We start from the raw sequence: 25223 nt of genomic DNA on the forward strand, positions 1-25223 counted from the left end.
TCCTCATGGATTAGAATTGTACTCCAAGGCCAAGCCCAACCTGTAAGGCCTCGGTTGAATCACCGAACATATGATCGACGCTCAGATTGATAAAGCGGCTGTCATCCAAGGCAAACAATCCCAGCCGGGCCGAGATCACCCCATGGCTGTCCCCTACATAGCTGGTATTGACAAATCCGCCATCAGCCGCGCTGGCCCCCGCGAACCCAGCCGTAACCGAGACTGTATCATCTGACGACAGAATGGCACCCGCGCGCAGGCTAGCACGCAGTTTTTGGGTACCGCTCAGGATCTGCTCGGTCCCCAACTCAATTGTCGGCGTCAACGAATAGATCATGTTGCTGTCGTCTTGCAAAGTAACACCAGACAGGGTCGCCTGGCCGTTGCTTTCGGTTGCGAGACGCATTGCATCAAAAGACAGTTCGGGCCGCAGGTAAGACCGACCACCGTCAAACCGGTGGTCGTAGGCAAAGCTCAACCGCAGGTTTTGGTGGTTGGTCTTATGGGTGATCTCACTGACCCCAGTGGTGTTGACAACCGTGCCACCGGGCAGCACTCCAACAATCCCGCCTGCGCTCAGCGTATCGTAGTCTGACCAACCGGCAGACAGCTGCGCCGCGAAGGACCACGCGCCGGTGTATTTGGTCAGCGACGCACCCAGATTGAATCGATCGCCGGTTGCGTTGTAAGACGATCCGTTGCTCAGGCTCATCTGGTCGTGACCCACTGCAAAACCCGCATAAAGCTCATCACCCACGGGCATACGAACCCCGGCGGACAGGTTGGTCGCATTGATGTCCAGAGCATCGTAGACGCCAGTCTGGTTTCGGTCCAAAAAGGACCTCCCGCCTGAGAACCATGCGCAATTGCGCGGGTTATTTCCGATTTGATAATCGGTAAACCGCTCGCAATTGTGCAGCGTGTCGGCAAACACGCGGGTACCGTAATAGGCATCCACAAGATCAGAGGCATAATCAGAAGTCGACAGAGAGTTTATCGCGGCGATGACGTTGGCCTCGGATTGCATGTTCCCGATTAGGGCGAACAGCTCGCCCTGTGCAACCGAACCCTGCCCGTTGAGTACCTGGTTGATATAGTCACCAATGGCCGCTTGATTGACGTTCATTCCCTGGGTCGAGTAATCGGGCGTAACCACCAAATCGATTGAGCTGCCGTCAGACGTCGAACCATTCAGGCCAATTGAATAGTCCAGAACCACAGTGTCCCGAATTGTTGTCCCCGCATCTGCTGCGGCGCCATTCGGGTTGATGATCACCAAAGGCAAGGCCCGTTGCAGCGTGTTCAACTGCGGCGTCAACTTACCTCCAATTGTTGCGTTTCCGGTCACGTTGATCAGATCGCTGTTGCCGCCTGACGCGCCTGAGGTCAGGAAATACACATCGAAGGTCGACGTTGCAGTGTTGCCGAAGGCCAGGCTGCCGATCAGGTCCAGCGTTTGGCTGACATTTCCATAAAAGGCAAAGTTGCTGGCTTGCACGGACGAAGTGAAGGCTGTGTTCAGCCCCCAGTTGGCACCCAGAACGAAATCGCCGTTCACTTGCATGAAACCAGCGGAACCCAGATCGATTACATCCAGCGCATAAAGCGCACCCCCATTTGCAAGGGTTAGTCCATTAGAGCCTGCGCCAAGGTTTAGGTTGCCAAGGGCCGCGCCCGAGAGCGTGACCTGATCGTTCCCATCACCCCCATTCAGCAACTGGTTGTTCCCGGCCAACAGGACGCTGTTCGCCGACAGTGACAGCGTGTTGTTCGTTCCGCCATCTACAATGATCGAAGCAACAGAATCCGCCTGCCCAGTGCCACCCATGACCACACCATCCAAGCCGAGGGTAATGGCACCTGCACCATCCCGCCCGTCGGATTGCGCCAGAACACCGATACCGCCTGCGCCAACCGACATGATATTGCCGCTCAACGCCATGTTGATAGCCCCACCGGAACCTGCACCGCCTGCGGCACCACGGAAGACCGAGTCCACCATGCCGCCACCGCCGCCCAGAGACTGAGCAAGCACACCAATCGCGTCTTGACCGGTGGTCACGATGCTCCCGGTTTGCGTGAAATCGACATCGCCGCCAATACCGCCATTGTTAGTCGACAAACCCACGGTGATCCGGCTTTGCGCCATGTTGGTCGAGACAATACCGCCGCCGCCGCCAATGCTCTGAATGACGAAGCCATGAGAGCCTTGGCCGCTTGTGGTCATATCGCCGATATTGGTGAAATCGACATTGCCGCCATCCCCGGTTGAACCATCCTGCGCGCCCAAGGTCACATCGGTGGCACCAAGCCCCGAGATCACAACCTCGCCACCGCCCGCACCGATGCTTTGTACCGTTTGACCAAACGCGCGGTCTCCGCTGGTAAAGACATCACCGTCCAGCGACAGGCTGATCGCGCCACCATCGTTGTTGAAGCTGGGATCCGCGCCCAGGATTACCGAAGCGGCCCTCTCGGTGCCTGCCACACCGCTGCCGTTGCTGTTCAGCACCAGTTTACCACCGCCCCCGCCGATGGATTGTACTGTGCCCGCCGACGAGAATGCCCCACCGGTGCCAACATCGCCGGTTCTGCTGCCGGTCACATCACCGCCACTCGCATCATTAGTGTTTATCGCACCCAGACGTGCCGAGATGTCAATGGCGTCGTCGTCTTCGACATCCACATTGGTTGCTGCGGCTCCGCCACCGCCACCAACGCTCTGCAGTATCAAGGCCGTCGATCTGTCACGCGTCGTGGCGATGTTGCCGTCGTGCGTCTGCGCAACCTGATTGCCTGACGTGCCCGACACATCGTCACCACCAAGAGCGATATCGCTATGCACGACCGAGCCAGTCGCGCCCGATGTCCGCGCTGTAAAATCGACCGTAGTGTTGGCATTGCCTCCGCCACCGTTCACCGACTGGGCAAACACCGCCTGCGCGCCTTCACCGTTAACTAGAATATCTCCGGTTGAATTTACCGTTACAGCGCCGACAGAACCGGCCGTTCCCGTGCGGGCACCCAGCACCTGCGAGATGGTGTAATCCAGTGCTGAAATCAGTGGGGAGGAAATCGAATAGCCTGCATTGCCGCCACCACCGCCAACGGATTGCGCATTGATGCCAAACCCGTTTTGGGCGTTCACCACAATGTTGCCGGTATGCTTGACCGTGACATCTCCTCCATCGGCGCCCGATCCGCCTGAGCCACCAATGGCAATCTTGGAATAAGACTTGCCGGTCATAGTGTTCTTGAGGTCATTCACATCTATGGAAACGGCCAGCCCTCCGCTGCCGCCACCGCCGCCGACGGATTGCGCCATGACACCATAAGCCCCTGCGCCATCGACCTGAATGTCATCGCTGTTGCTGACGATCACATTGCCCGCAGCATTCCCGCTGCCACCGGAACCGCCAATATTCAGCTGTGCTGTCGACGAGCTGTTATCGCCGGTTTTCAACCGCAGTGTTCCGGTGATGGAGCTGCCACCGTTACCGCCGCCGCCGCCAATGGACTGTGCAAAAATTCCGTGTGCGCCCGCACCCTTGGTCAAAATTGTACCCGCATTGGTTACCGAAACGGTGCTGCCAATGCCGCCCGTGCCACCTGATCCGCCCAGGCCGAATTGCAGTGCCCTTCGTGTGCTGGCCTCGGCACCGCCATAGCGGCCGTCAACCGAAATGGTCGAACCGCCCGTGCCGCCGCCGCCGCCAACGGATTGAGCGAATATTCCGTGGCTTTCAGCGCCGTCAGTCAGGATCGTACCATCGACTGTATTCACAACCGTTACTGTACTGCCAGCGCGCCCAGTACCGCCTGTGCCACCAATCAGAATGGCATTCGTCGTTGCCCCATCCGAGGATCGGCCCAATATGATGTTGCGGATCTGTTGCGCGTCTCCTCCGCCACCGCCGACCGACTGTGCATAGACACCAACGGATTTGTCACCAACGGTTTGGATCAGGTCCCGGTTCGTGATCGCAACCGCCGCCGAGGTCGCGCCAGTACCGCCATTGCCGCCAATTGACAGCGTTGCCGTGTTGCCGATGTCTTTGCGCAGGCTGATGATGCGGTTCTCGACAACACCCCCCATACCGCCGCCGCCGCCAACGGATTGCGCAAATATGCCGTGAGACATTATGCCTTGGGTCGTGATGATCCCATCGCTGTCCACAGTTACAGTGTCCGAGGTCATACCGTCCCCGCCGGTGCCGCCGACATTGATCGAAGCGGTTGTGCCAACCGTCGACGGGTTGACCACAGCCTTGATGGTGTCGAGGTTCGACTGCCCTGCCTGAACCATACCGCCGGTGCCGCCCGCGCCGCCAATGGATTGCGCCAACAGCCCGTTCGACCGGTCGCCGAAGGTCAAGATCCGCGCGGTATTGGTAAGGTCAACCTTGCCACCCAGGCCACCCGTGCCGCCGCTGCCGCCGATGGACAGGGCAATCGATGTGCCCTTGCCAGCCGAGTTGCTGGCCTTGCCGCCGGTGCCGCCTCCGCCACCAACGGCTTGGGCAAACACCGCATGGGCATCCGTACCTTGGGTTGAGACCGTACCGGCCACAACAGCCGTGACATCGCCCGCTTCACCTCCGGTGCCGCCTTCAAGCCCGACAGACAAGCTGGCCTTGTTGCCTTTGCTGTCGCCGGTTTTGGGCGTACCGATGCTGACCGAGGTCGAGGTCGAGTTTCCGCCCCCATTACCGATCGATTGTGCAAAGAAGCCATAAGAGCTGTTGCCCTGCGTAGCGATGATTCCGTTCGAGCTGGCATAGACGTTGCCGCCCATTCCACCCGTGCCGCCAACGCGACCGATCTGGATGTTGACGTTGCCTCCGTCCACCGAGGTAGAGGCAGAGTTGTATCCGGCGTTGCCGCCCCCACCACCAACTGATTGGGCGAACAGACCGTGGGAATTTGCCCCTTGTGTTGTGATGTCACCGGTATGGCGCAGATCAACCGTGCCGCCGTCGCCACCGTTGCCGACCCCGCCGCCAATCGCTAGCCCAAAGCCCTTGTTGGTCGCGTCCGAGGCCAACTCGTAGGTCATCCCCAGGTTCAGGGCTGCGTTACCGCCCCCGCCACCGATGGATTGCCCAAAAATCCCGTGGCTGCCGTCCTGCTTGGTCAGGACATTGCCGTAATGGTCCACATCAATCGTGCCACCATCGCCCGCAGTTCCGGCAGACCCGCCAATGGCCACCACAGCCGACACACCCGTCTTATTACCCGAGGAATCCGCCGGGTTCACCTTTCCCTCAAGCTCATCAAGTACCGCATTGTAGTTTGCGATGACTGAGTCATCGACACCTGTGTTCGTGGGCGTTTTACGGCCACTTGAATCACCCGTGCCGCCGTTGCTCTGACTGCCGGTAGTCTTGCTGATACCAACAACCGCGTTGATCCCGGCGTCACCGCCGCCGCCACCGATGCTGGACGCCTCGATCCCGTGCGATCCGGCCCCATCGGTTGTGATGGTACCCGCTGCCGCTGTCGACGTTCCGCGCGCTACGGTGACATTGCCCGCGTCACCGCCGCCGCCACCAAAACCACCAATGCCCATCGCGATTGGCGAGCTATCCTTGGTGCCCACGAACGTCGCGTTGATCCCGCCGGTTCCGCCACCGCCGCCAATGCTTTGCGCAAAAAGGCCACGTGCGTGATACCCGTTTGTCGAGATATTGCCGGTTTGCGTGACAGTTACGTCGCCCGCATCTGCGCCGGTGCCACCGTGGCCGCCAAGGCCGCCAACGATGCTGAGATCGGTCTTGCCGCTGGAATTGTTGGAATCGCCATAGTTCAACTGCCCGGTCACGTTCAGCGCGCCGTTACCGCCGCCGCCCGCAATGGATTGCGCCAGAACACCGTGCTTCCAGTTGCCCGCAACCGAAACCGCGCCCGCATGATCCACCGCTACATTGCCAGAGATATTGCCGTTGCCGCCAAAGCCGCCAACCCCGAATGTGACCGAGGGGATCTTGCCGTCTTTGCTCAGCGCGATACCGCCCGAGACGTTCAAGCCGCCATTGCCACCGCCGCCACCAATGGATTGCGCCAGCAGACCAGCCGACCCGTCTGTATCCTGCTTTTCTTCATTGAAGACACCCATGTCGATAAACAGACGCTCAAGCCCGAAAGTCGAGGTCAGTTCCTGAGTTTGATCGACAATAGTGTTGCCCAGGAAATCGCGCAGCTTGTCCTCGAACGTCGTTGTGTTGGGGATCGAGATGTCATCAGGGTTTGTCGTGACCGTGATGTTTGCCTGCGACGTGACAGTGACGTCACCCGCTTTGCCGCCATTGCCCGCGAACCCGCCGACACCCACGATCAGGGAACTGTCTGATACGATCCCACCCGAAACGTTCATGCCATCATTGCCGCCACCGCCGCCAACGGATTGTGCCAGCAGACCGGACTGCCCCGTACCATGCGCCCGGATCGTGCTGCCGGCGCCAATATCAATCGAGACGCCCCCAGCGTCGCCGCCGCCACCGCCAAAACCGCCAACCCCAACAACAGCAGCGTAGGACTTGCTTTGATCGGTCAGACCCGCGCCGGGTTTGCCGCTAATCGCCAAACCGCCGGATACATTTATCCCGCCATCGCCGCCGCTGCCGCCAAGCGATTGCGCAATGATGCCACTGGCTCCTTTGCTTTGATCAACAGTCGAAGTGCCGTTGGATATGACCATTGGCACCGCCTGAACATTGCCGGTGTAATCCAGATCGACAGATTGTGCGTTGCCGCCCGCGCCACCAAAACCACCAACACCCGCCGCGACCGAAAAGATCGTGCTGGAACCCGAAGGTTTGGTCAGCGACAGCGTCCCCGAGACATTCGTGCCACCGGTTCCGCCACCACCGCCAACGCTTTGCGCAAACAGACCATGCGAGCCGTCTCCGGCCGTGACGACGTCGCTTTGCACGTCCAGTTTAACGGTGCCTGCGTCTCCGCCGCCGCCGCCGAAACCGCCGAGGCCCAGACCCACGGCCGCGCCGGATTTGCCTGACAAGCTTACCGCGCCGGAAACATTCAGACCGCCGTTGCCGCCGCCTCCACCAACGGATTGCGCAATAACCCCGATACTATCCGCACCAGTTGTGACAATCGAACTGGTTCCGCCAGCGTTTGTGCTGGACCGCAGGGTGCTGATCACATCTCCGGCATTCCCAGCACCACCGCCAAAGCCACCAACGCCAAGGCTGATCCCGCCTCCGTTCTGCTGGCTAATGCTCACGGATGCCGAAACATTGGTGCCGCCATTGCCACCACCACCGCCAAGGCTTTGGGTCAAAACACCAGTGCTACGGTCGCCGTCAGTGCGCACGCCGCCCGTCACAGTCGATTGAGTCAATACCCCTGCGTCTGCTCCGCCGCCGCCGAAGCCGCCCACCCCGATACCCACGGCCGCGTTGGTCGACCGGGACAGGGACAGCGCGGATGATATGTTCACACCGCCATTGCCACCGCCGCCGCCAAGGCTCTGCGTCAGGATACCAACTGAATCATCCCCAGCAGTTGTCACATTGCCCGTGACCTGCTGCGTGACATTGTCCGCCGCACCGCCGTTGCCGCCAAATCCGCCAACGCCAACACCGAGGCCGCCCGAATAGTTGCTGGCCACTGAAATCGCACCAGAAACGTTGGTTGCGCCGTTGCCGCCGCCGCCGCCAAGGCTCTGGGCGATGACACCCGCAGACCGTGTGCCAGAGGTGCTGATGTTTCCCGCAACCGTGCTGTTAACTGTGCCACTTGTTCCGCCGCTGCCCCCAAAGCCGCCAACGCCGATGCCTGCAGCACCAGAACCTGTACGCGCAATGCTAAGCGCGCCCGAGATATTGACGCCACCGTTGCCGCCTCCACCGCCAACGGATTGCACCAAAACGCCGGTCGACGTGTCGCCCGTCGTTGTCACATCGCCCGTGACCGTACCGGTTGCAGCATTGGCATTTCCGCCACTGCCACCGGACCCGCCAATGCCGACGCCAACAGCGCCGCCGCCTGTGCCCGAGAGGTTGACAGCCGCAGAGACGTTCAGCCCGCCGTTGCCGCCTCCACCAGCAGCAGATTGCACCAGAACACCGCCCGAGTTGTTGCCCGCCGTATTCACGTTGCCCACAACAGTGCCCGTAGCAGTGTTGGCATCACCACCGCTTCCACCGCTGCCGCCAAGCCCTACGGATGCACCCCCGCTTCCTTTTCCGGCGACAGTCACTGTCGCTGAGACGTTCATGCCGCCATTGCCACCGCCGCCGCCAAGGCTTTGCGCAATGAACCCTCCGGATTCATTGCCTTGGGTCGAGACGTCGCCTGTCAGCGTTGCCTGTACCGTTCCGCCATCGCCGCCAGTGCCGGACGCACCGCCCAGACCGACAGATGCACCACCCGAACCCGTTCCAGCCGCAGCCACCGCGACCGAGATATTCATGCCGCCATTGCCGCCACCGCCGCCAACGGATTGAGCCAATAACCCGGAAGAGGTTTCGCCTAAGGTAACAAGGTTACCAGTGACGTTCGCCGTGACCGATGAAGCATTGCCGCCACCGGTTCCGCGACCACCCAAGCCCACTGCAGCCGCGCCAGAACCGGTACCTGCGCCACCTACAGAAGCTGAAACATTGAAACCGCCGTTGCCACCGCCGCCACCTATGGATTGGGCGACAACCGCGCTGGATTGGTTGCCTTCGGTGCGGACACTGTTGGCAACTGTAAGCCCGACTACCCCACCGGTGCCGCCGCTGCCGCCGGATCCGCCCAATCCAACGGTGATCGCACCTGCGCCTGTGCCTGCTCCGGCCAGTGCTGGTGAGACGTTAAAGCCGCCATTGCCACCGCCGCCACCGACGGATTGTGCAAGGATACCTACCGAAGCAGCACCCATGGTCACCACGTTTTCAGTGGAACTGGCCGTGACAGTGCTACCGTCACCACCACCCGCGCCAGAGCCCCCAAGACCGACCGAAACCGACCCCGCGCCGGTGCCAGCGCCTGAGGCGGTTGGAGAAACGTTAAAACCACCATTGCCGCCGCCGCCTCCAAGCGATTGCGCAACAAACCCGCTGGACGCGAAACCTTTGGTCAAAATGGTGCCGTTGGACGTCAAAGTGACAGCACCACCATTGCCGCCGGTATCACCCGATCCACCCAGACCGACGCTGACCGCGCCACTGGCGGTACCCGCACCCGAGAGAACAGGAGCCACGTTGAACCCGCCGTTGCCGCCACCGCCACCGATGGATTGCGCGACGACACCCGAAGATTGATCTCCGCGCGTCTCAACAGCGTTGTTTGACGTGGCTTTGACGGTGCTGCCGTCGCCTCCACCACCACCATTTCCACCCAAGCCGACAGACACTCCGCCGCCAGCGGTGCCCGATCCCTGGACTGACGCACTGACGTTGAAGCCGCCATTGCCGCCGCCACCGCCGATAGACTGCGCCAGAATGGCCGTTGATCCGTTGCCCCGCGTCAATACCGTGCCGCCAGAAGTCAAAGTAACTGCGCCACCGTTGCCACCGCCACTGCCGGTACCACCCAAGCCAACGCTCACCGCGCCTGACCCGACGCCCGCACCAGCCCCGGTGCCCGAAACGTTGAAGCCGCCATTGCCGCCGCCGCCGCCGATCGATTGCGCGACCACGCCCGAGGAACGATCCCCAGCCGTTTCTATTGAATTGGTTGTGGTCAGGGTGACAGTGCCACCGATCGCACCAGTGCCACCATCACCGCCCAAACCAACGCTTACAGCACCGCTGCCCACACCTGCACCTGCCAGGGACGCGCTGACGTTGAAACCACCGTTGCCTCCGCCGCCACCGACCGATTGCGCCAGAACCGCAGTAGAATCCTCGCCGCTTGTGCGGACTGTACCCGTAACTTGCCCGGTCACGGTTTTACCGACACCGCCGCCTGCGCCGCCGCCGCCCAAGCCAACGGAAACGGCACCGCCACCCGCACCAGCACCCGCTATTCCGGCTGTGACGTTGAAACCCCCATTACCGCCACCGCCGCCGATGGACTGAAACACCACACCACTTGACGCATCAGCCAGTGTTGTAACGTTTCCAGCAACCTGGCCTTCTACGATACCGCCATCACCGCCCGAGGCACCATTGCCCCCCAGCCCGACTCCAATCGTACCGGCTCCGGCCCCCGCCGCGGCGACACCTGCGGTGACGTTGAAACCACCGTTACCACCACCGCCGCCGATGGATTGCACCACCACACCCGTCGAACGCAGACCCTCGGTTCGGACATCTCCATTGACACGGATACCTGAAACAGTGCCACCGTTGCCCCCGTTGCCACCCGAGCCTCCCAGCCCGACGTTGACTGTTCCAGCACCCGCACCACCAGCCGCCAAACCTGCCGCGACGCTGAACCCACCGTTGCCGCCACCGCCACCGATGGACTGAACGACAACCGCCCCGGAATCGTTTCTACGCGTTGTAACATTTGCACCGACCTGCGCGGTCACGGTGCCGCCGATGCCGCCACCGCCGGATTTGCCACCCAGGCCGACGTTCACGGACCCGGCAGCTGCGCCGCCGATATTGGCGCTGGCCCCGATGCTGTAACCGCCATTACCACCGCCGCCACCGACGGATTGCGCAACAACACCGCTGGAAAACGCGCCGTTGGTCTCGATGTATGAGCCACCCGCGACCAAAGTGACCTTGCCCCCGGTCCCGGCCCCGCCTCCATTTCCACCAACGCTGACTTTGACCCCAGCGGATGCTCCGCCGCTGGCACTGATCCCGGCCGCGATGCTACCGCCACCGTTACCACCGCCGCCACCGACGGATTGCGCAATAATCGCGCTTGAGTTTGTGCCGGTCGTGGTCACATCCGCACTGGTCGAGACCTGTACGATCCCGCCATTCCCAGCACTGCCAGCCTGGCCACCAATTCCGACCGAGACATTGCCGGAAAACAGCGCTGACGCACCGCCGGTTGCCGCAACAGCCAAACCGCCATTGCCTCCACCACCGCCAACAGACTGGAACAGCATGCCGGTTGACCGGTTCCCTGTTGTGACAACCGTACCTTCGAAACCCGCGGCAACGGCTGCGCCACTGCTGTCAAACTGACCAACCGTGACGTTACCGCCTTTGCCACCTGTACTGCCGTCACCTCCAACGCCAACTGCCAGAGAGCCAGAAACCGGACCGCCGGATACCGCAACCGAAACCGCGTATCCGCCATTACCGCCACCACCGCCGACAGACTGTAACATGATGCCGGTTGAATCGTCTCCTCCGGTTTGCACCGAAGCCGAACCGCCGCCAGCAAGCGTTACATTGCCGCCGTCCCCACCACTGCCCGCCGATCCGCCGACGGAAACTGAGGCAGCGCCAAAAGCGCCTACAGCAACCGAAACGGCCCCGCCGCCGTTGCCGCCACCGCCACCAACAGATTGCGCAAAAACACCTGTGGATCGCGCGCCCGACGTCTGGATCGCCGAAGGCTGGCTGCCGTCTGTGTTGGAAAGGGTGACGTTGACGTCACCACCTTTGCCACCAGCTCCGCCATCGCCACCGATGGCGACGCCTACAAAGGCCCCAACGGACCCGGACGAACCGCCATTACCGCCGCCGCCGCCGATAGACTGGGCCAAGATGCCCATCGCATCGTCGCCACCCGTGGTGATGATTCCATCGTTTACAATGGTCACGGTCGAACCGCTGCCGCCGCCGCTGCCGTTGCCGCCAACAGACACCATGCCGCCGGACGATCCCCCGTCACCGCCACCGCCGCCAATGGATTGAGCGATGATGCCACGCGCGCCATCCCCTTGGGTGACGATGCGCCCGAAGTTGCTGACGCTGACAGCCGCACCTGTACCGCCGCGAGACCCAGTGCCGCCGATCGCCACCAAACCGTAAGAATTTGCACCGGTACCACCGCTGCCGCCAATCGACTGTGCCATCACCCCGTCAGCTCCGGCACCAAGTGTCAGTATGCTGCCCGAACCCAGCACCGACACGCTGACGGCGCTACCGCTGCCCCCATTTGATCCGACACCACCCAGCGACAGGGACACAAGGCCCCCTGCTGTTCCACCGGAACCGCCACCGCCACCGATGGACTGGGCAACGATCCCACGAGAGAAATTGCCCCGTGTTTCAAGGGCCCCTCCATGCGAGACCGACACCTGCCCGCCGTTGCCGCCGTTGTCCGCGCCACCAATCAACGAGACCAAAAGGTTGCCATTTGTCCCGGCAGAGCCGCCAGAACCACCGACTGATTGCGCCAGAATACCATTAGCGAAGTTGCCCGTGGTCAGGATGCTACCCGTGGAAGTCGTTTTAACCACCACGTTGCCACCACTGCCGCCGTAACCGCCGCTGCCAGAGGATCCAACCAATCCCCATTGCGAACCGCCATTGCCGCCATTGTTCGACACACTCAGCGCATAGATACCGTCGGCAAAGTCTCCGCTGGTCGAAATCGACCCGCTTTGGGTGAGTGTCACATTTCCGCCATCGGCCGAGTGCCCTCCAGTGCCGCCACCGGGCGCTGCAAAGCCGCTTCCGCCATTACCGGCCTGACCGCTGCGGCTGAACGCAAAAATACCTTCATTGCCAACACCTGACGTCTGGATCGTGCTGCTCGAGGTTTGCGTGGCATTAACCGTCCCACCCTTTCCACCGTCACCACCATCACGGCCATCCCAGAAGCTCAGGTAGGAATCTCCACCGTCTCCGCCATCTCCTCCAACGCTTCCGATTTCCCACCCGATATTGCTGGTGGCGTTGACATCGCTACTTAAGGATTGAGACTGAAGCGGGCCATCCTTGCCATCGCCTCCGGAGCTTGGTGGAACCACCAATGCGCCGTCGCGCCCATTGCTGCCATTCTGGCCATAAACAACTTGGCTCACTCCGTTGGGGCCAGAGACATTCACGGGTGGCGTAACGGTGCCTGCTGTGCCGGTACTGTTGAATTTGCTGTTGTACTGCGACAACGTCAGTTGGGTTGAAAGACTTGCCGTTCCTGTTGCCCCGCCACCGCTGATTTGAGCAGTCGTTCCGCTTATAGAAACAATGCTAAAAGCAAGCGGAGGATTGTCCGAATTGTAAATCGTGTCACCGGCGCTTTTGACTAAAAAACGTAGCCGTCCGCCGTTTCAACAAAAGCGGTTGTGCCCGCTGTTGGTGTGGATGCAGGGTCCACGATCAGTGCACTTACGGTTGTATCTTTACCCGTCACAGGGTTTGCGACTGTGTCACCAACTTTTGATGATGCTGTCGGTGCAGCAAACAAAGGATTTGAAATCAATGCTAAAAACGAAACGGCAACCAGCAAATTCGATTTCTTAGTCACCCTGGAGCCTCACAACCATCGCAATCAATTAACACGGCGACCAAGTGCGTTCCCGAAATACAGACACCTGCAAATCGAGCGCTCCCCATCACCATTTCGTGAAGAATATCTACAATTTAAAGGTGATTAATGTGAATTAGTTCACGCATATACATTTTGTTAATACAATTGCGAAATTACAACATCTTTAATGTCAAATTGATATTTTCCGATTTCTCAGAGCTTTGGGGCCCGAGCGCTAAGCGATGCTTTAACCTCAACTACTTTCTGTCCACAACCACAGATTGACTTTGCCTCCGGGGCTGGATGACAATTGGTTTAGACTTAGAACTCAGTGCCAACTTCGAGAATTGCGGGTTGTCTGGTTCAAACCGGATCTTCGCTTGCAAGGCAATCTTGCTGTCACAGCTATGCCGCTTCTTGAGCAGCCATGATGGCCAACCCTTCCGCAACGGCGGTAAAAACTGAGGCAAAGGAATGCTCAGCCGCAGGGAAAATGTTTCGCATCGTTTCCGGCACGACCCCCATCAGACTGGAGCCGCCGACATAGACCACCCGATCAATTTGGGCGGCGGTCGCTCCAGCTTGAAGCAGCACTGCATGCGCACCAGACGCCAGCCGCCGTGCATGATCTGAAAGGCTTTCGGCCACCAAAGCATCCCTGAGCCGAGCCGCCAATCCGGCCTCCAGCATATCAAGTTTGATTGCAGGATCCTGCGCCCCTGCGTTCACCGCGATTTTGCCACGCTCGACCGCAAAAGCCAGTTCATGCCCCAGCTCGTGCTGAAGCACTGTGGCGAGCCGGGCCAACCGTTCAGGGGACTCGGCCAGTTTTAGCATATCTTCGACCATGCGTCGGTTTTGCGCCGTGTACAGAAACGGGATCACCTCCCAAGTTGCACGGTCGTTGAAAATAGCATTGGGGGCTTGTGAACTCCCACTTCCAAAAACATCCCGGATCATCGAGCCTTTGCCCAATAGGGGCATCACGTGGTCTATGCTGATCGCACGGTCAAAATCGGTGCCTCCAATTCGCACGCCATGATTGGCGAGAATCTCAATCCCCGCAGTGCTGCTGTGAAACACCGAAAAGTCGGATGTTCCGCCACCAATATCAACAACCAAGCCAGTGAAAGCCCCATGCCCTGCCACACCAGTTGCGATGGCCGCCGCAGCGGGTTCCGGGCAGAAACGAACCTCTGTGAACCCAGCGGCATCGTAGCAGGCTCGCAGGTCGGCTTCGGCTTGCTCCTCGCGCGGATCGTTCTGCCCGTGAAAGACCACGGGACGCCCAGAGACGACGCGGGTACATGGCACGCCAAGCTCGGCCTCGGCCCGTTCCTTAAGCTTGCGCAGAAATGACCCAATAATTTCAACAAATGTCAGGCGCTCATTCAGAATTTGTCGCTTTTCATGCATCAGCGTGGTGCCCAATACCCGTTTGAGCGCCCGCATGAAACGCCCCTCGAGACCATCCAGAAGCGCCCTGTTGGCGGGTTCGCCAATCAGGCTTTCGCGCGTTTCGAAATCAAAAAAGAAAGTGGTTGGAAGTGTTTGCGCCTTGGCATCGAAATGCACCAGACGGGGCACATCTGAGACAACGTAAGCAACGGCTGAATTTGACGTACCAAAGTCAATGCCAATCCACGGGCGGAAAGGTGCCATGGCGCTTATCTCCGAATTGTCTGAGCAAAGGACGCCGGGCGTAAAGTGTTCTTAAGCCATGGTCAACCCGATGTGCCAGGGGCGCCCTCTTGATGCGCCTCATAACTGGCTTCCAGTTCGTTCTTCAGAAAATCGCCAAAGTTCAAAGCCGAGAAGTTGGGCGCACCGGTCCCGGCGAGTGGTGCGATATTAGCGGAGACATGCGGGTCAAAAAAGAATGGAATCGAATAGCGCTCTTGCCCGCTGGAATTGATTACTCGGTGCGGCGTAGACAAGAGCTTGCCATTGGATAACCGGTGCAACATGTCTCCGACATTGACCACAAACGCGTCTTCCATCGGCGGCGCGTCGACCCAATGGCCCGCCGGAGTCTGAACCTGCAAGCCACCAACATCATCCTGCGCCAGCAACGTCAGCACCCCAAAGTCCTTATGAGGCGCCGATCCGAAAAGATCCTCCGGAGCGTGCGCAGACTGCGGCGGATAGTGCAAAAGCCGCAACCAAATCGTTGGCTCTTCAAACGCGGCCATGATCGAACGATCTGCGGACCCAATTGAAGCCAGCGCCAATCCCAGCAGCTTGTGACCCAACTCAGTCATAGCCCGCGCGTAGGCTTCACAGGTTTCGCGAAACCCTTCCAGATCGGGCCACTGGTTTGGCCCCGATAGGTAGACATCGGGGTCAACCTCTGCATCCTCGCGCATCATCATGAATGATGCCGACTGGTTAGGCTTTGTGACCTCGGCCAGATCGGAATTCACATCTGTTGACGTGTTGATCGCAATATAACCGCGATGGTTTTTGTCCAGTGCGATCGACTGTTTCGCATCCACTGGTAAAGCATGAAAACGCTTTGACGCATCAAAGATGGCGGCGCGCAAACTGGGATCCACGCCGTGATTAATCACATAGCCAAACCCGGTCTGACCATAGGCCTCAAGGAATGCCTGCGCCAGTTGGGTTGTGTCTTTGCCACGGATCAGCGGTGCCAGATCAAGCACCGGTATTTCTGTAAATTCGGTCATCTCAGGTTTTTGGTCCTTCGACCCGTACAAGATTCACATCGCCAGAATGGGCTGCATGGCCTCGGTGAACTCGGCCTTTTCCGCTTCGGTCAGCGGCCCCAGCGGCGCACGGCATTGCCCCACATCCAACCCCTGCAATTCGGCCCCAAACTTGATTTTCTGTACGAACTTGCCGCTTTCAAGAATGTTCATGGCCCGGTATAGCTTTTTCATCAGGTCTCTGGCCGCCACAAGCTCGCCTGCTTTGTACAGACGGTCTAACTCGCAGCAAGCCTTGGCCATGCAATTAGATGGGCCGCAAATCCAACTGTCGGCACCCCAGAACATGAAATCCAGCGCAATGTCGTCTGAGCCCGAGATCAATTGGATCTTGCCTTCATACCGCGACACGATGTCAATAGCCCGCTGCAAAACACCAGAGCTTTCCTTGATGCCGATGACACGCGGGTTGTCAGCGAAATGGTCCATCAGATCGAAAGAAATATCCGCCCCATCCTTCAACGGATAGCTATAAAGCACAATGTTGACATCTACCTCGGCCAAGACTGTTTCATAATGATCGATCAGTTCGTCCTGAGTAGGTCTTGTGTAGAACGGTGGCGCCAGCAAAACGATGTCATAGCCAATATCCTTGGCAATCGCCGTCTGCTCAATCACTTCGCGGGTGGCCGGGGCGTTGGTGCCCGCGATCAAAATCTCATCTGCGTTCGCGAAATCCTTCACAAATTGCAGCACCTGACGACGTTCTTGTGTCGATTGGCTGAAATACTCGCCGGTCGAGCCGTTCGGAACCCAACCCGCGACACCCGCATCGCGAAAATGAGACAGCAGGTTTTCGAAAGCAACAAAATCGATCCCGCCATCTGCCCCAAAGGGGGTGACCAACGCTGGCATAACGCCAGACAGTTTGACGTTAAAGCTCATGTACGCCTCCTTCATTCCTTGTATTTCAGATCATCCAACCTGGGATTTGCGCATTTTCCTACCGCTCACAGTTTGATTGGTAAGCTCAAGCGGATCAGGGCTCAAGCCACAGATGTAGCTGGAACAAGCCAACTGGCTGACACTGAAACGACCAGTCAGGACCCCGCAAACAATACGGAAGCAATTCGGCCAGAGTTAAAGAGGAAGAAGCAATAGAACGTTAGCGCAGCACTCGCCCACCTGTAGAACCGATTGAAAGCGCTGAAATCGGAATGGTCATGGTCGCTCTCGCTACTCGAATACGGGGGCATCCGCATTGACGTTAAAGCTCGGCATGCTGATCGTAACCAACTAAAGAAAATCGCTGGATGAGTTGCATCCACCCGCATCGAACTTGCGATGCTTATAGCGCGAGATAAATCGATTTGGCCCTGCTGACCAGACCCGGCACAGCAGTTGAACGTAGTTGCGTCTGTTTTGAGTGCGAGAGCCGTTTCAATCTGCGGGATCAAACCATCGAATGTTGCCATTGCCGATCCATTTGTAGCTGTCGATTGAACGCAATTTGACCGACCCTTATTTGAAGAGGCAGGTACGTTTTTGACATTGCTCGCAAGACAGGCAACAAACGCCTGCACATCCGTTTGAGGGATAACTGTCAAACTCAAATGGGTCAGCGACCGACTCAAAGAGACAACCTGTTTTGCTAAGCGGTTAAAGGTTCGATCTTGTTCGGCGGCTCTGTTCCTACCACTCCACGCGTTCATACGTGTCTGTACTGATTTGCAGAACGTCGGAACTCTCTTGAACCAGCACCGGTTCCGCCATGACGTCCGTTTGCGATCCATCCAGAGCTTTTTGAACTGCCGCGTCGGTGTCGTCCAATGCGACATCCCAAGCAATCTCTGAACCGACATGAGACGCAGCGACACCCGTGTCTGGCAAAGTTTCGGTTTCACCTGAAACGTCGGCCTCTGGGTTGGATTGCATGTCTCCAACCGCAATTGCGAAGTTTGATGTGGACGTAACAGGAGCACCGTTAAAAGCTGCAGAATCAATCGTGATTTCGCCGCCTATCACTCCGGCAAAACCGGGGGGTGGAGAGATTTCCAGCGCATCCAGATTCCAGCCGGACAGATCAGCAGGCCCCCCATCTGTAACCATGGCATCCTCTCCGCTGCTTAGTATTGTGGCAGCTGGTAAGCCTTCAACGCTAACCGTCGTGTCTTCGCTGGAGGGGCCAATATCGATTGCAACCCAAGCTGTTTCGTTCACATCAACCGCGATCTCTTGATCTGCCCGAACAGGTTGGCGACCATCTAGACCTGGACCGTCCCATTCCAGCTTTAGTCCAGCGCGACCGTAATTCTCAAAATATCGCAATTCGATGTCATGTGTGCCGGGCTCCAATGCGACCTGGCCAGATTCGGTCCGATAGCCGTGGTTTCCGTCGTCTTTGACAACTTCATGCCCATTGACATAAAGCACGACACCGTCGTCCGCAGACGTGAAAAAGGTATAGGTACCCTCCTCTTCAACCGACACTTTCCCTTGAAAGCGGGCCGCAAACGTGTCGGTTGAACCCTCTTCCCAGAAAGACCCGTGCCCATTATCGTAGTCGATGTTCGGCGTGACCTCGTAATGGGTCGGATCGGCGTCCCAGTTCACATCATCCAGTTTCCCGATCCGATGGTCTGTGTCGAAAAACTCTGCGTGGAATCCCCCTTTCAAAGCCGCGCTAGGCTCGGCAATCTGCGCCGCATCCACATTGAAACTGACAGGTTGACTGATTTCGGTCAGTCCATCGCCCGACATGACAATGAGAACGTCAATTTGACCAACAAAATTGAAAGGTGGAGTGATGGAAAGCGTTTCTGCGCCAAACCCTGTGATTTCGGCGTGTCCATTGTCACCCACCACCACGCTCTGATGACCAGATGCCACGACAGAACCTTCAGGCAACCCTTTCAAAGCAAGCGTTGAAACCGCATGCTGATCAGCAGCAGGGTGGGCAACATTTATCGCAATGGGCATGCCTGAAACCGTTTGAGCCGAAACCATATCCGGAGGTGCTACAAGCTCCGGGCCATTCATGCCTGGACCGTCCCATTCCAGCTTCAGCCCAGCGCGGCCGTAGTTTTCGAAATACCGCACCTCGATGTGATGCGCCCCTGCATCCAAGTGAACTTCACCTGATTTGGTCTGATAGGCATGTAATCCATCGTTTTCGACCACAACCTTCCCATTGACCACCAGTTGCGCTCCATCGTCTCCGCTTAGGTCGAATCGATACGTTCCGCTTTGCTCAACCTGAACCGCGCCGCTGACCTGGACACCAAAAGTGTCTCGGGAACCGTCCTCCCAAAATGAATGACTGCTGTTTTTGTAGTCAATTTCAGCAACCAGTTCCTGATGCGTAGGTTCCGACGCCCAATCGATATCTTCCAGTGAAGACAATCGATGATCCACGTCGAAATACTGCGCCTGAAATCCGGTCGAAATGAGCAACTCAGGCGTGTCCACCAAGTTCACTTCAAGAGTTTCGGACGTGGAAGAGCCGCCTGCATCCGTTACGGTCACTGTGACCTCCACAGTGCTGTCGTCTTCGTAGGACAATGCCGCGCTGTCTTTAAGGCGCAAGACACCATCGACAACTTCAAACCGATCGTCGGACACTGTATAGGTGTGGATGTCATTCACGTCCGGATCATTGAAGCGCAACTCACCCACGATTACACTGCTGGTATTCTCGGCAATGGTATTTGGTGTTGCAGTCAGGGTAATGTTGTCGACCAACGCTCCGTATGTATCATTCTCGTCAGCTGCCTCTCGCAGCTCCAACTGGTCTTCGCCGGTACCAATCACCTGCATGTCAAACGAGGTCCAGTCCGTGGTATCCGGATTAAGCTCGGCCACTAGAACGTCGTTCCAGTAGACTTCTACTGTATCCGTCCCGTTGGCCAGACGTTCCCTTAGATCAAGCCCCAGGTCATAGACCTGACCTTTACTGGTCTGGATCGTCTGGCTGAAGCTGTCGACGCCGCGGCCTGCGTCCATCTCCAGAAGCTGTTGACCGTCCGAAGCCTTGGTCCCTGCCAGATTATCCCAAATTTCCATTCCAGCCTGGCTGTCCCAGGGACCTGAACCGTTATTACTGAAGGTGCTCCATCGACCTGGATCAAGGTCAAACTCATCGAAGCTGCCGTCTTGAACTAGGTTGTCAGTGATTATGTTCAGTCTCAGACCAGTTGGCGCTTCGTTCTGATCACTTGCGTCGATGGTCAATTCTTCAGTATGCGAAGCTCCACCGGAATCGGTGACGGTGACCAGAACATCGACCTGCGTTTCGGCTTCATGATCCAGCGCGATCCCGTCTTTCAGTTTCAATGTGCCATCGACAACTTCGAACCGTTCATCGGAAACGGAATAGATGTGGCTGTCCCCTTCATCCTGATCCTGCGGTGATAAAGTGCCTACGACGGCCCCCTTGACGGCTTCATCAACTGAAGCGTCTGAAAGGGTCACGCCGCTGACCGCATCATTGGTGTCTGTGACTTGGACCGTGAAATTTTCCGTACGCGAAAAACCTGCCTTGTCGGTGACGGTGATCTCTATGCCAATCTGCGCTTCGACTTCGTAATCCAGCGAAATACCATCCTTAAGCTTCAATTCACCATCAACAACCTCGAACCGGTTATCAGAGACAGACAAGCTGTGGTGATCCCCTATATCTGATAAGGACAGAACGCCCACCACTGCGCCATCAGCATTTTCAGCGACAACATTGCCGCCAAGAGAAATTCCGGGGGTAGTAGTATCGGATGGCTTGATCTCCGCTAAAGGTTCTTCGGCGCCTTCGTGGCTCTCCAGTTCAACCGGCTTCGCGCGCTGAGCGGGCGTGCTGCGGGCTGACTCTGACGCATCGATTGAAAACCTATCCTTCTGCTCAAGACCAGATATGTCACCATCCTTTTGTCGGAGAACGGTATTTGTGGCTTTTGGACTTTCGACGTGAGCGTCCTGAAGCGCGTCCGGCACCAATGCCTCGGGCAATAAATCAGTCTTTGGGTTTTCCGTCGCATTCTGGCTTTCGCGCACCTGGGTACTGCCATGATCCGTCGATTGCGACTGAGCCCCTTTGGTAGCTCCGCGTGCTGGCAGGCTGCCCTCTTGGTGGTCGCCGGTATGCAGTGTGCTTCGGCTTTGATCTTGGGGTGTGATCTGTCCGGTTTTGGCAACTTCGGAAGCAAATGCCTCCTTGTCGCTCGGGTCCTTTGACATGGCAGAAGTCAGCCCCGCTCCACTGTTGGTTGCTTTACCCATTTCAGGCCCCCGTTTCCAATCCACTGGAGCGGAACAGTAGTGGGTAAGTGTTAATCCACCCTTTCGCCAATCGCGCGAATTTTAGTCGATTCCTTTCTATGAACAGCCCTCAACTTTATGAAACAGAAAGGTTTTCCACGCCTCTTGTTCCAAGCAATCAAACGGAGCTGAGATGAAAGACAAGGTATTCAGAGGGCGCGACAGTTCTCTCGCAACCAAAGTGCCTATTCTCGCCGCTTCACTGTCGCTGAACACTGTGGCGCTGATCATGCCTATCACAATATTGCTGATCTTTGACCGGGTCATTCCGTTTAAGTCGGTCGAGACGTTGCGCATGCTGACACTTATTCTGTTGGTGTCAGTGTCAATAGAACTGGCGCTGCGCTGGAGCAGGGCAACTCTGCTGAACATCACGTCACAAAGTGCAGCAGTCTCAAACTACCGTCGTTTCATAAACCAAATACTACATGCCAATCCGGTTGTGTTTTCACGTCAGGCAAATTCGAACTATCTCGACCGCTTTTCCGCGATCGCACAATTGCGAGATCACAACGCAGGGCAAAACTACGCGCTGCTGATCGATCTACCATTTACCTTAGTTTTCGCAGTGATGGTCGCATTGATCGGTGGCTGGCTGGTTTTGGTTCCGATCATTGGGCTGATAGCTGTCACCGTGTTCTCCTTGATGATCAAACGTGCGCAGTGGGCGCTGTTTGACAGACGCAAAACGCTGGACAATCGCAGGTATGCATTTTTGTCCGAAGTGCTTTCCGGAGGCCAGACGGTCAAGGCCAACCGGATGGAACGGCAGATGACCCGCCGGTTCGAAATGCTCGAAGACCAAACAGTGGACGTAAGTCACCAATTGATCCGTTTCTCTGGGCTCGCGCAGAGCTTTGGGGCAGTTTTTGGTCAAGTTTCAGTGGCTGCCATGGGGTTGCTGGGTGCCTATCTGGTGATCAAACAACAGATCGGGATAGCCGAGATGGCTGCTTGCATGTTGCTTAACGGACGGATCGTACAGCCGCTGACCAAACTTTTGACACTGTGGGTCCAGTCAGAAAACGTTGCCTTTTCCTGGCGGAAATTGCGCGAAATTGATGCACTTGAGACAGTTCCGGCAGTGACCAAAACGCCGACCCCGACCGAAGGCAGGATCACGATTAAAGGCCTTAAACCGGATCAAGAGGGGGCTAAAACTATGGCGTTGGACACTCTGACGATATTGCCTGGTCAAGTTGCATTGGTGACCGGCCCAACGCGCCGACAGATCAGCGCGTTCTATGACTCAGTGACTGGTCGAACCACACTACATTCCGAAGAAGCCTATGTTGACGAGATCCACAGCAGATCCCTGATCTCCTGGCGTGGGCATGATGCCATTGTCGTTCTGGAAGAGAACCCAGCCATTCTTTCGGGTACATTGTTGCAAAACCTAAGCGCCTTTGGCGACGAAAAACAAATCGCGCGCGCCAAGGACCTCGTCTGTCAGTTGGGTCTGGACCTTCGGATCAATCGCCTGCCAACGGGCTACAACACCGTCTTGGGGTCAGGCAGTAGCTTCGAGGATGACCCCATAAACCGCCAACTCATAGCATTGGTGCGCGTTTTGGCACTCCGCCCGAAAATCCTGATCATGAGCGAACCGACATCTGTTCTCGACACTACAGAACGTGATGCTTTTGCCGCCTGCCTTGCCAAACTGCCTGACAGGCCAACCATCCTTATGGACAGCCCAGATCCGCGCATGCAGCGACTGGCAGATTTGAGGATTCAGCTTGCCCCTCAGGCAGGAGATAACGTTGCAGATTGGGTTTCAGACGCACAGGCCGACCAAATCGCCACCCAGCACAGAAAGGATGTGGCATGAACATGGTCCACACGCGCGACGCGTCAGCTTTACTGGAGCAACTGTTGTTGGTTGGCGGCTGGCAGAACAATTCAGATGCAATCGCCGAGGCTTTCCCGCATCTGTCCGAGGAACTGGACCCAGCGGATTTAGTCCAGACACTTGAAAACCTGAACGTTCCGTATGTTCAGGCAACCTGCCGTGAGAGCGATATTACAAAGGCAGAATGCCCCGCACTCGTGATCCCCGCGCACGGAGATTGTTATGTGGCTCTCGGCCTTAACGGCGACAAGCTGCAAACTGCCGACCTGAACACCGGCTCTATGCGCCAGCACCTCCGACGACGCGTACCCTGTACGCTGATCCATATCGAGAAGTACAAGTACCAGGACACGCAACCCGCTTTCAGAACTGTTGCGGCCGCATTCGGCGCATTGCGCGAAATGCTGCCTGGTCTGTTGCTCGCAGCATTTCTAACCAACCTGCTGGGCTTGTTTGCACCGCTTCTGATCATGGCAGTTTACGATCGGGTGATCCCCTCAGGCTCGGTGGATCTTTTGTTCGCGTTGGCCGTTGGCGTTGGTATCCTTGCAATCTCGGATTTCATGTTCCGGCACATTCGAACAAGAGCTCTGGCTCATGTCGGCCAAAACGGAGAACGCGCACTCGCTGTTGGGCTATTTACCAAACTGATGCGCCTTCCACTGTCACAGCTGCGAAAGTCCGGCGTAAACCAACAGATCGCCCGCTTTCGCCAGCTCGAATCCCTGCGCGAACTTTTCACCGGTCAACTCATGATCGTTCTGATCGACTTGCCGTTTGCGCTGCTTTTCTTTGCCGTGCTTGCATATCTTGCCCCACCCGTAGGGGTACTTACATTGGGGCTTGCTGTTGCTCTTCTGATGATTGGCTTTGTGTCACTTCCTGTTCAGCAGAAGTTGGACAAAACAGCCGCCGACGCAGTTCGGGCCAGCACGTCCTGCATTGAGGACGCCGTCGCACATCAAAGTGCACTGGTCAATCTTGGGATGCAGGACCAATGGTTGGAGAGGTGCATGCCGCTGGCCGAAAAAGCCGAAGACGCGACAGCTCGTGCGCGTCAATTGCGCAATTTTATACAGGCCCTTTCACAATCAACTGTCACGCTTGGTTCTGCCGGTGCGATCCTCAGCGCCCACGGCGCTGTTGAGGGCAGCATGAGTTTCGGCGCCTTGATCGCTTCGATTGCGCTGGTGTCGAAAGTGCTGGCTCCAGTGCAAGCGTTTCAATCCTCGCTTGGACAATTGAGCGGACATTTGAAAAGCCAAAAACAGGCGGACCAGGTTTTGGCCTTACCAGAAGAACTCGAACTTGGTCTGGGCCGGTCTCATCAGAAAACAATGACCGGAGCAATCAGTTTTCAGGGCGTAAGCCATCGCCCCGACCCTTTGAACCCGGCGCTGTTGACGGCGGCTGGCTTCCACTGCGAACCAGGTGAACTTGTTGTCGTCATGAGCCGGGGTGTAGCAAACCGGACCGCTGTACTTGACCTAATCTGCGGTTTGGCAACGCCTGTGGCAGGCGTAATCGAGCATGATGGCATCGATATCCGTCAAATCGCGCGCGACGAGCTCCGCAAGTCCGTAACCTATGCGACCTATGACACATGCCTGTTTCACGGCACCGTAACACAAAATTTTTGCCTTGCTGCCCCGACCCTCAGCGAAAGTGACATTGCGCAAGCGCTCGACACCTTGGGTATTCGTGATGAGATCAAGGCTTTGCCGGACGGGTACCGCACGCGACTGAATGTTCAGCAAATGTTTGGCATGTCCGGCGAGTTGCTCAAATCTCTGGCTTTAGCCCGCAGCATGGCGCGGTCATCCTCTGTTTATCTATTCTCTGAACCTACCAACGGACTGTCGCAACCGTGTCGTGACAGGTTCAAAACTTGGCTCAAGGATCAAAAAGCTGACAAAACCGTTTGGGTCGCCACCGCCGATCGCTCTTTGATGCAGATGGCTGACCGGCTGATTTATCTAAATGGGGACCGCGTTGTTGTGAACGACACCGGTCAAGCGGCTCGTAAAAAGGTACAGGCGGTCATGAAAGCAATGGAAAGCTGA

The 25223-nt window shown here is 57.5% G+C and carries 8 protein-coding genes; 2 read left to right on the forward strand and 6 right to left on the reverse strand.

All coding sequences use genetic code 11. The features are described from left to right. Window positions 1-10: 10 nt before the first annotated feature. The 6 genes from GOV89_RS17460 to GOV89_RS17485 form a co-directional block, all read right to left on the reverse strand. Entirely contained in the window at window positions 11-12889 is a 12879-nt protein-coding gene (locus tag GOV89_RS17460; protein WP_171238726.1) for an autotransporter outer membrane beta-barrel domain-containing protein, read from the reverse strand. 221 nt (window positions 12890-13110) lie between these two features. Next, window positions 13111-13332, reverse strand: a complete 222-nt coding sequence (locus tag GOV89_RS17465) for a hypothetical protein (RefSeq protein WP_171238727.1) — start codon at window positions 13330-13332, stop codon at window positions 13111-13113. A 408-nt stretch (window positions 13333-13740) separates the two neighbouring features. Continuing rightward, entirely contained in the window at window positions 13741-14997 is a 1257-nt protein-coding gene (locus GOV89_RS17470) for an Hsp70 family protein (RefSeq protein ID WP_171238728.1), read from the reverse strand. A gap of 62 nt (window positions 14998-15059) precedes the next feature. Continuing rightward, complete coding sequence (locus GOV89_RS17475; RefSeq protein ID WP_171238729.1) at window positions 15060-16022, reverse strand: isopenicillin N synthase family oxygenase; 963 nt, start codon at window positions 16020-16022, stop codon at window positions 15060-15062. A 33-nt stretch (window positions 16023-16055) separates the two neighbouring features. After that, window positions 16056-16946, reverse strand: a complete 891-nt coding sequence (locus GOV89_RS17480) for a dihydrodipicolinate synthase family protein (RefSeq protein ID WP_171180659.1) — start codon at window positions 16944-16946, stop codon at window positions 16056-16058. Between the two features lie 747 nt (window positions 16947-17693). Beyond that, the gene (locus tag GOV89_RS17485) at window positions 17694-21269 is read right to left on the reverse strand and encodes a PA14 domain-containing protein (RefSeq protein ID WP_171238730.1); all 3576 of its coding nucleotides are present in this window, start codon (window positions 21267-21269) and stop codon (window positions 17694-17696) included. Window positions 21270-21441: 172 nt separating this feature from the next. Here GOV89_RS17485 and GOV89_RS17490 point away from each other — a divergent pair, with 172 nt between their 5' ends. Together GOV89_RS17490 and GOV89_RS17495 are read left to right on the forward strand one after the other, a co-directional pair. Continuing rightward, complete coding sequence (locus tag GOV89_RS17490) at window positions 21442-23139, forward strand: ABC transporter transmembrane domain-containing protein (RefSeq protein WP_171238731.1); 1698 nt, start codon at window positions 21442-21444, stop codon at window positions 23137-23139. After that, window positions 23136-25223 (forward strand): peptidase domain-containing ABC transporter, encoded by a 2088-nt coding sequence (locus GOV89_RS17495; protein WP_171238732.1) that lies wholly within the window; start codon window positions 23136-23138, stop codon window positions 25221-25223. The genes GOV89_RS17490 and GOV89_RS17495 overlap by 4 nt, the downstream gene beginning before the upstream one ends.

The organism is Ruegeria sp. HKCCA5763 (genome assembly GCF_013034545.1).
Taxonomy (GTDB): Bacteria; Pseudomonadota; Alphaproteobacteria; order Rhodobacterales; family Rhodobacteraceae; genus Ruegeria.

Bases quoted from the DNA above. Each gene is read 5' to 3' on its own strand.
- GOV89_RS17485 (WP_171238730.1), bottom strand. From the start codon at position 21,269: ATGGGTAAAGCAACCAACAGTGGAGCGGGGCTGACTTCTGCCATGTCA.
- GOV89_RS17470 (WP_171238728.1), bottom strand. From the start codon at position 14,997: ATGGCACCTTTCCGCCCGTGGATTGGCATTGACTTTGGTACGTCAAAT.
- GOV89_RS17475 (WP_171238729.1), bottom strand. From the start codon at position 16,022: ATGACCGAATTTACAGAAATACCGGTGCTTGATCTGGCACCGCTGATC.
- GOV89_RS17495 (WP_171238732.1), top strand. From the start codon at position 23,136: ATGAACATGGTCCACACGCGCGACGCGTCAGCTTTACTGGAGCAACTG.
- GOV89_RS17490 (WP_171238731.1), top strand. From the start codon at position 21,442: ATGAAAGACAAGGTATTCAGAGGGCGCGACAGTTCTCTCGCAACCAAA.
- GOV89_RS17480 (WP_171180659.1), bottom strand. From the start codon at position 16,946: ATGAGCTTTAACGTCAAACTGTCTGGCGTTATGCCAGCGTTGGTCACC.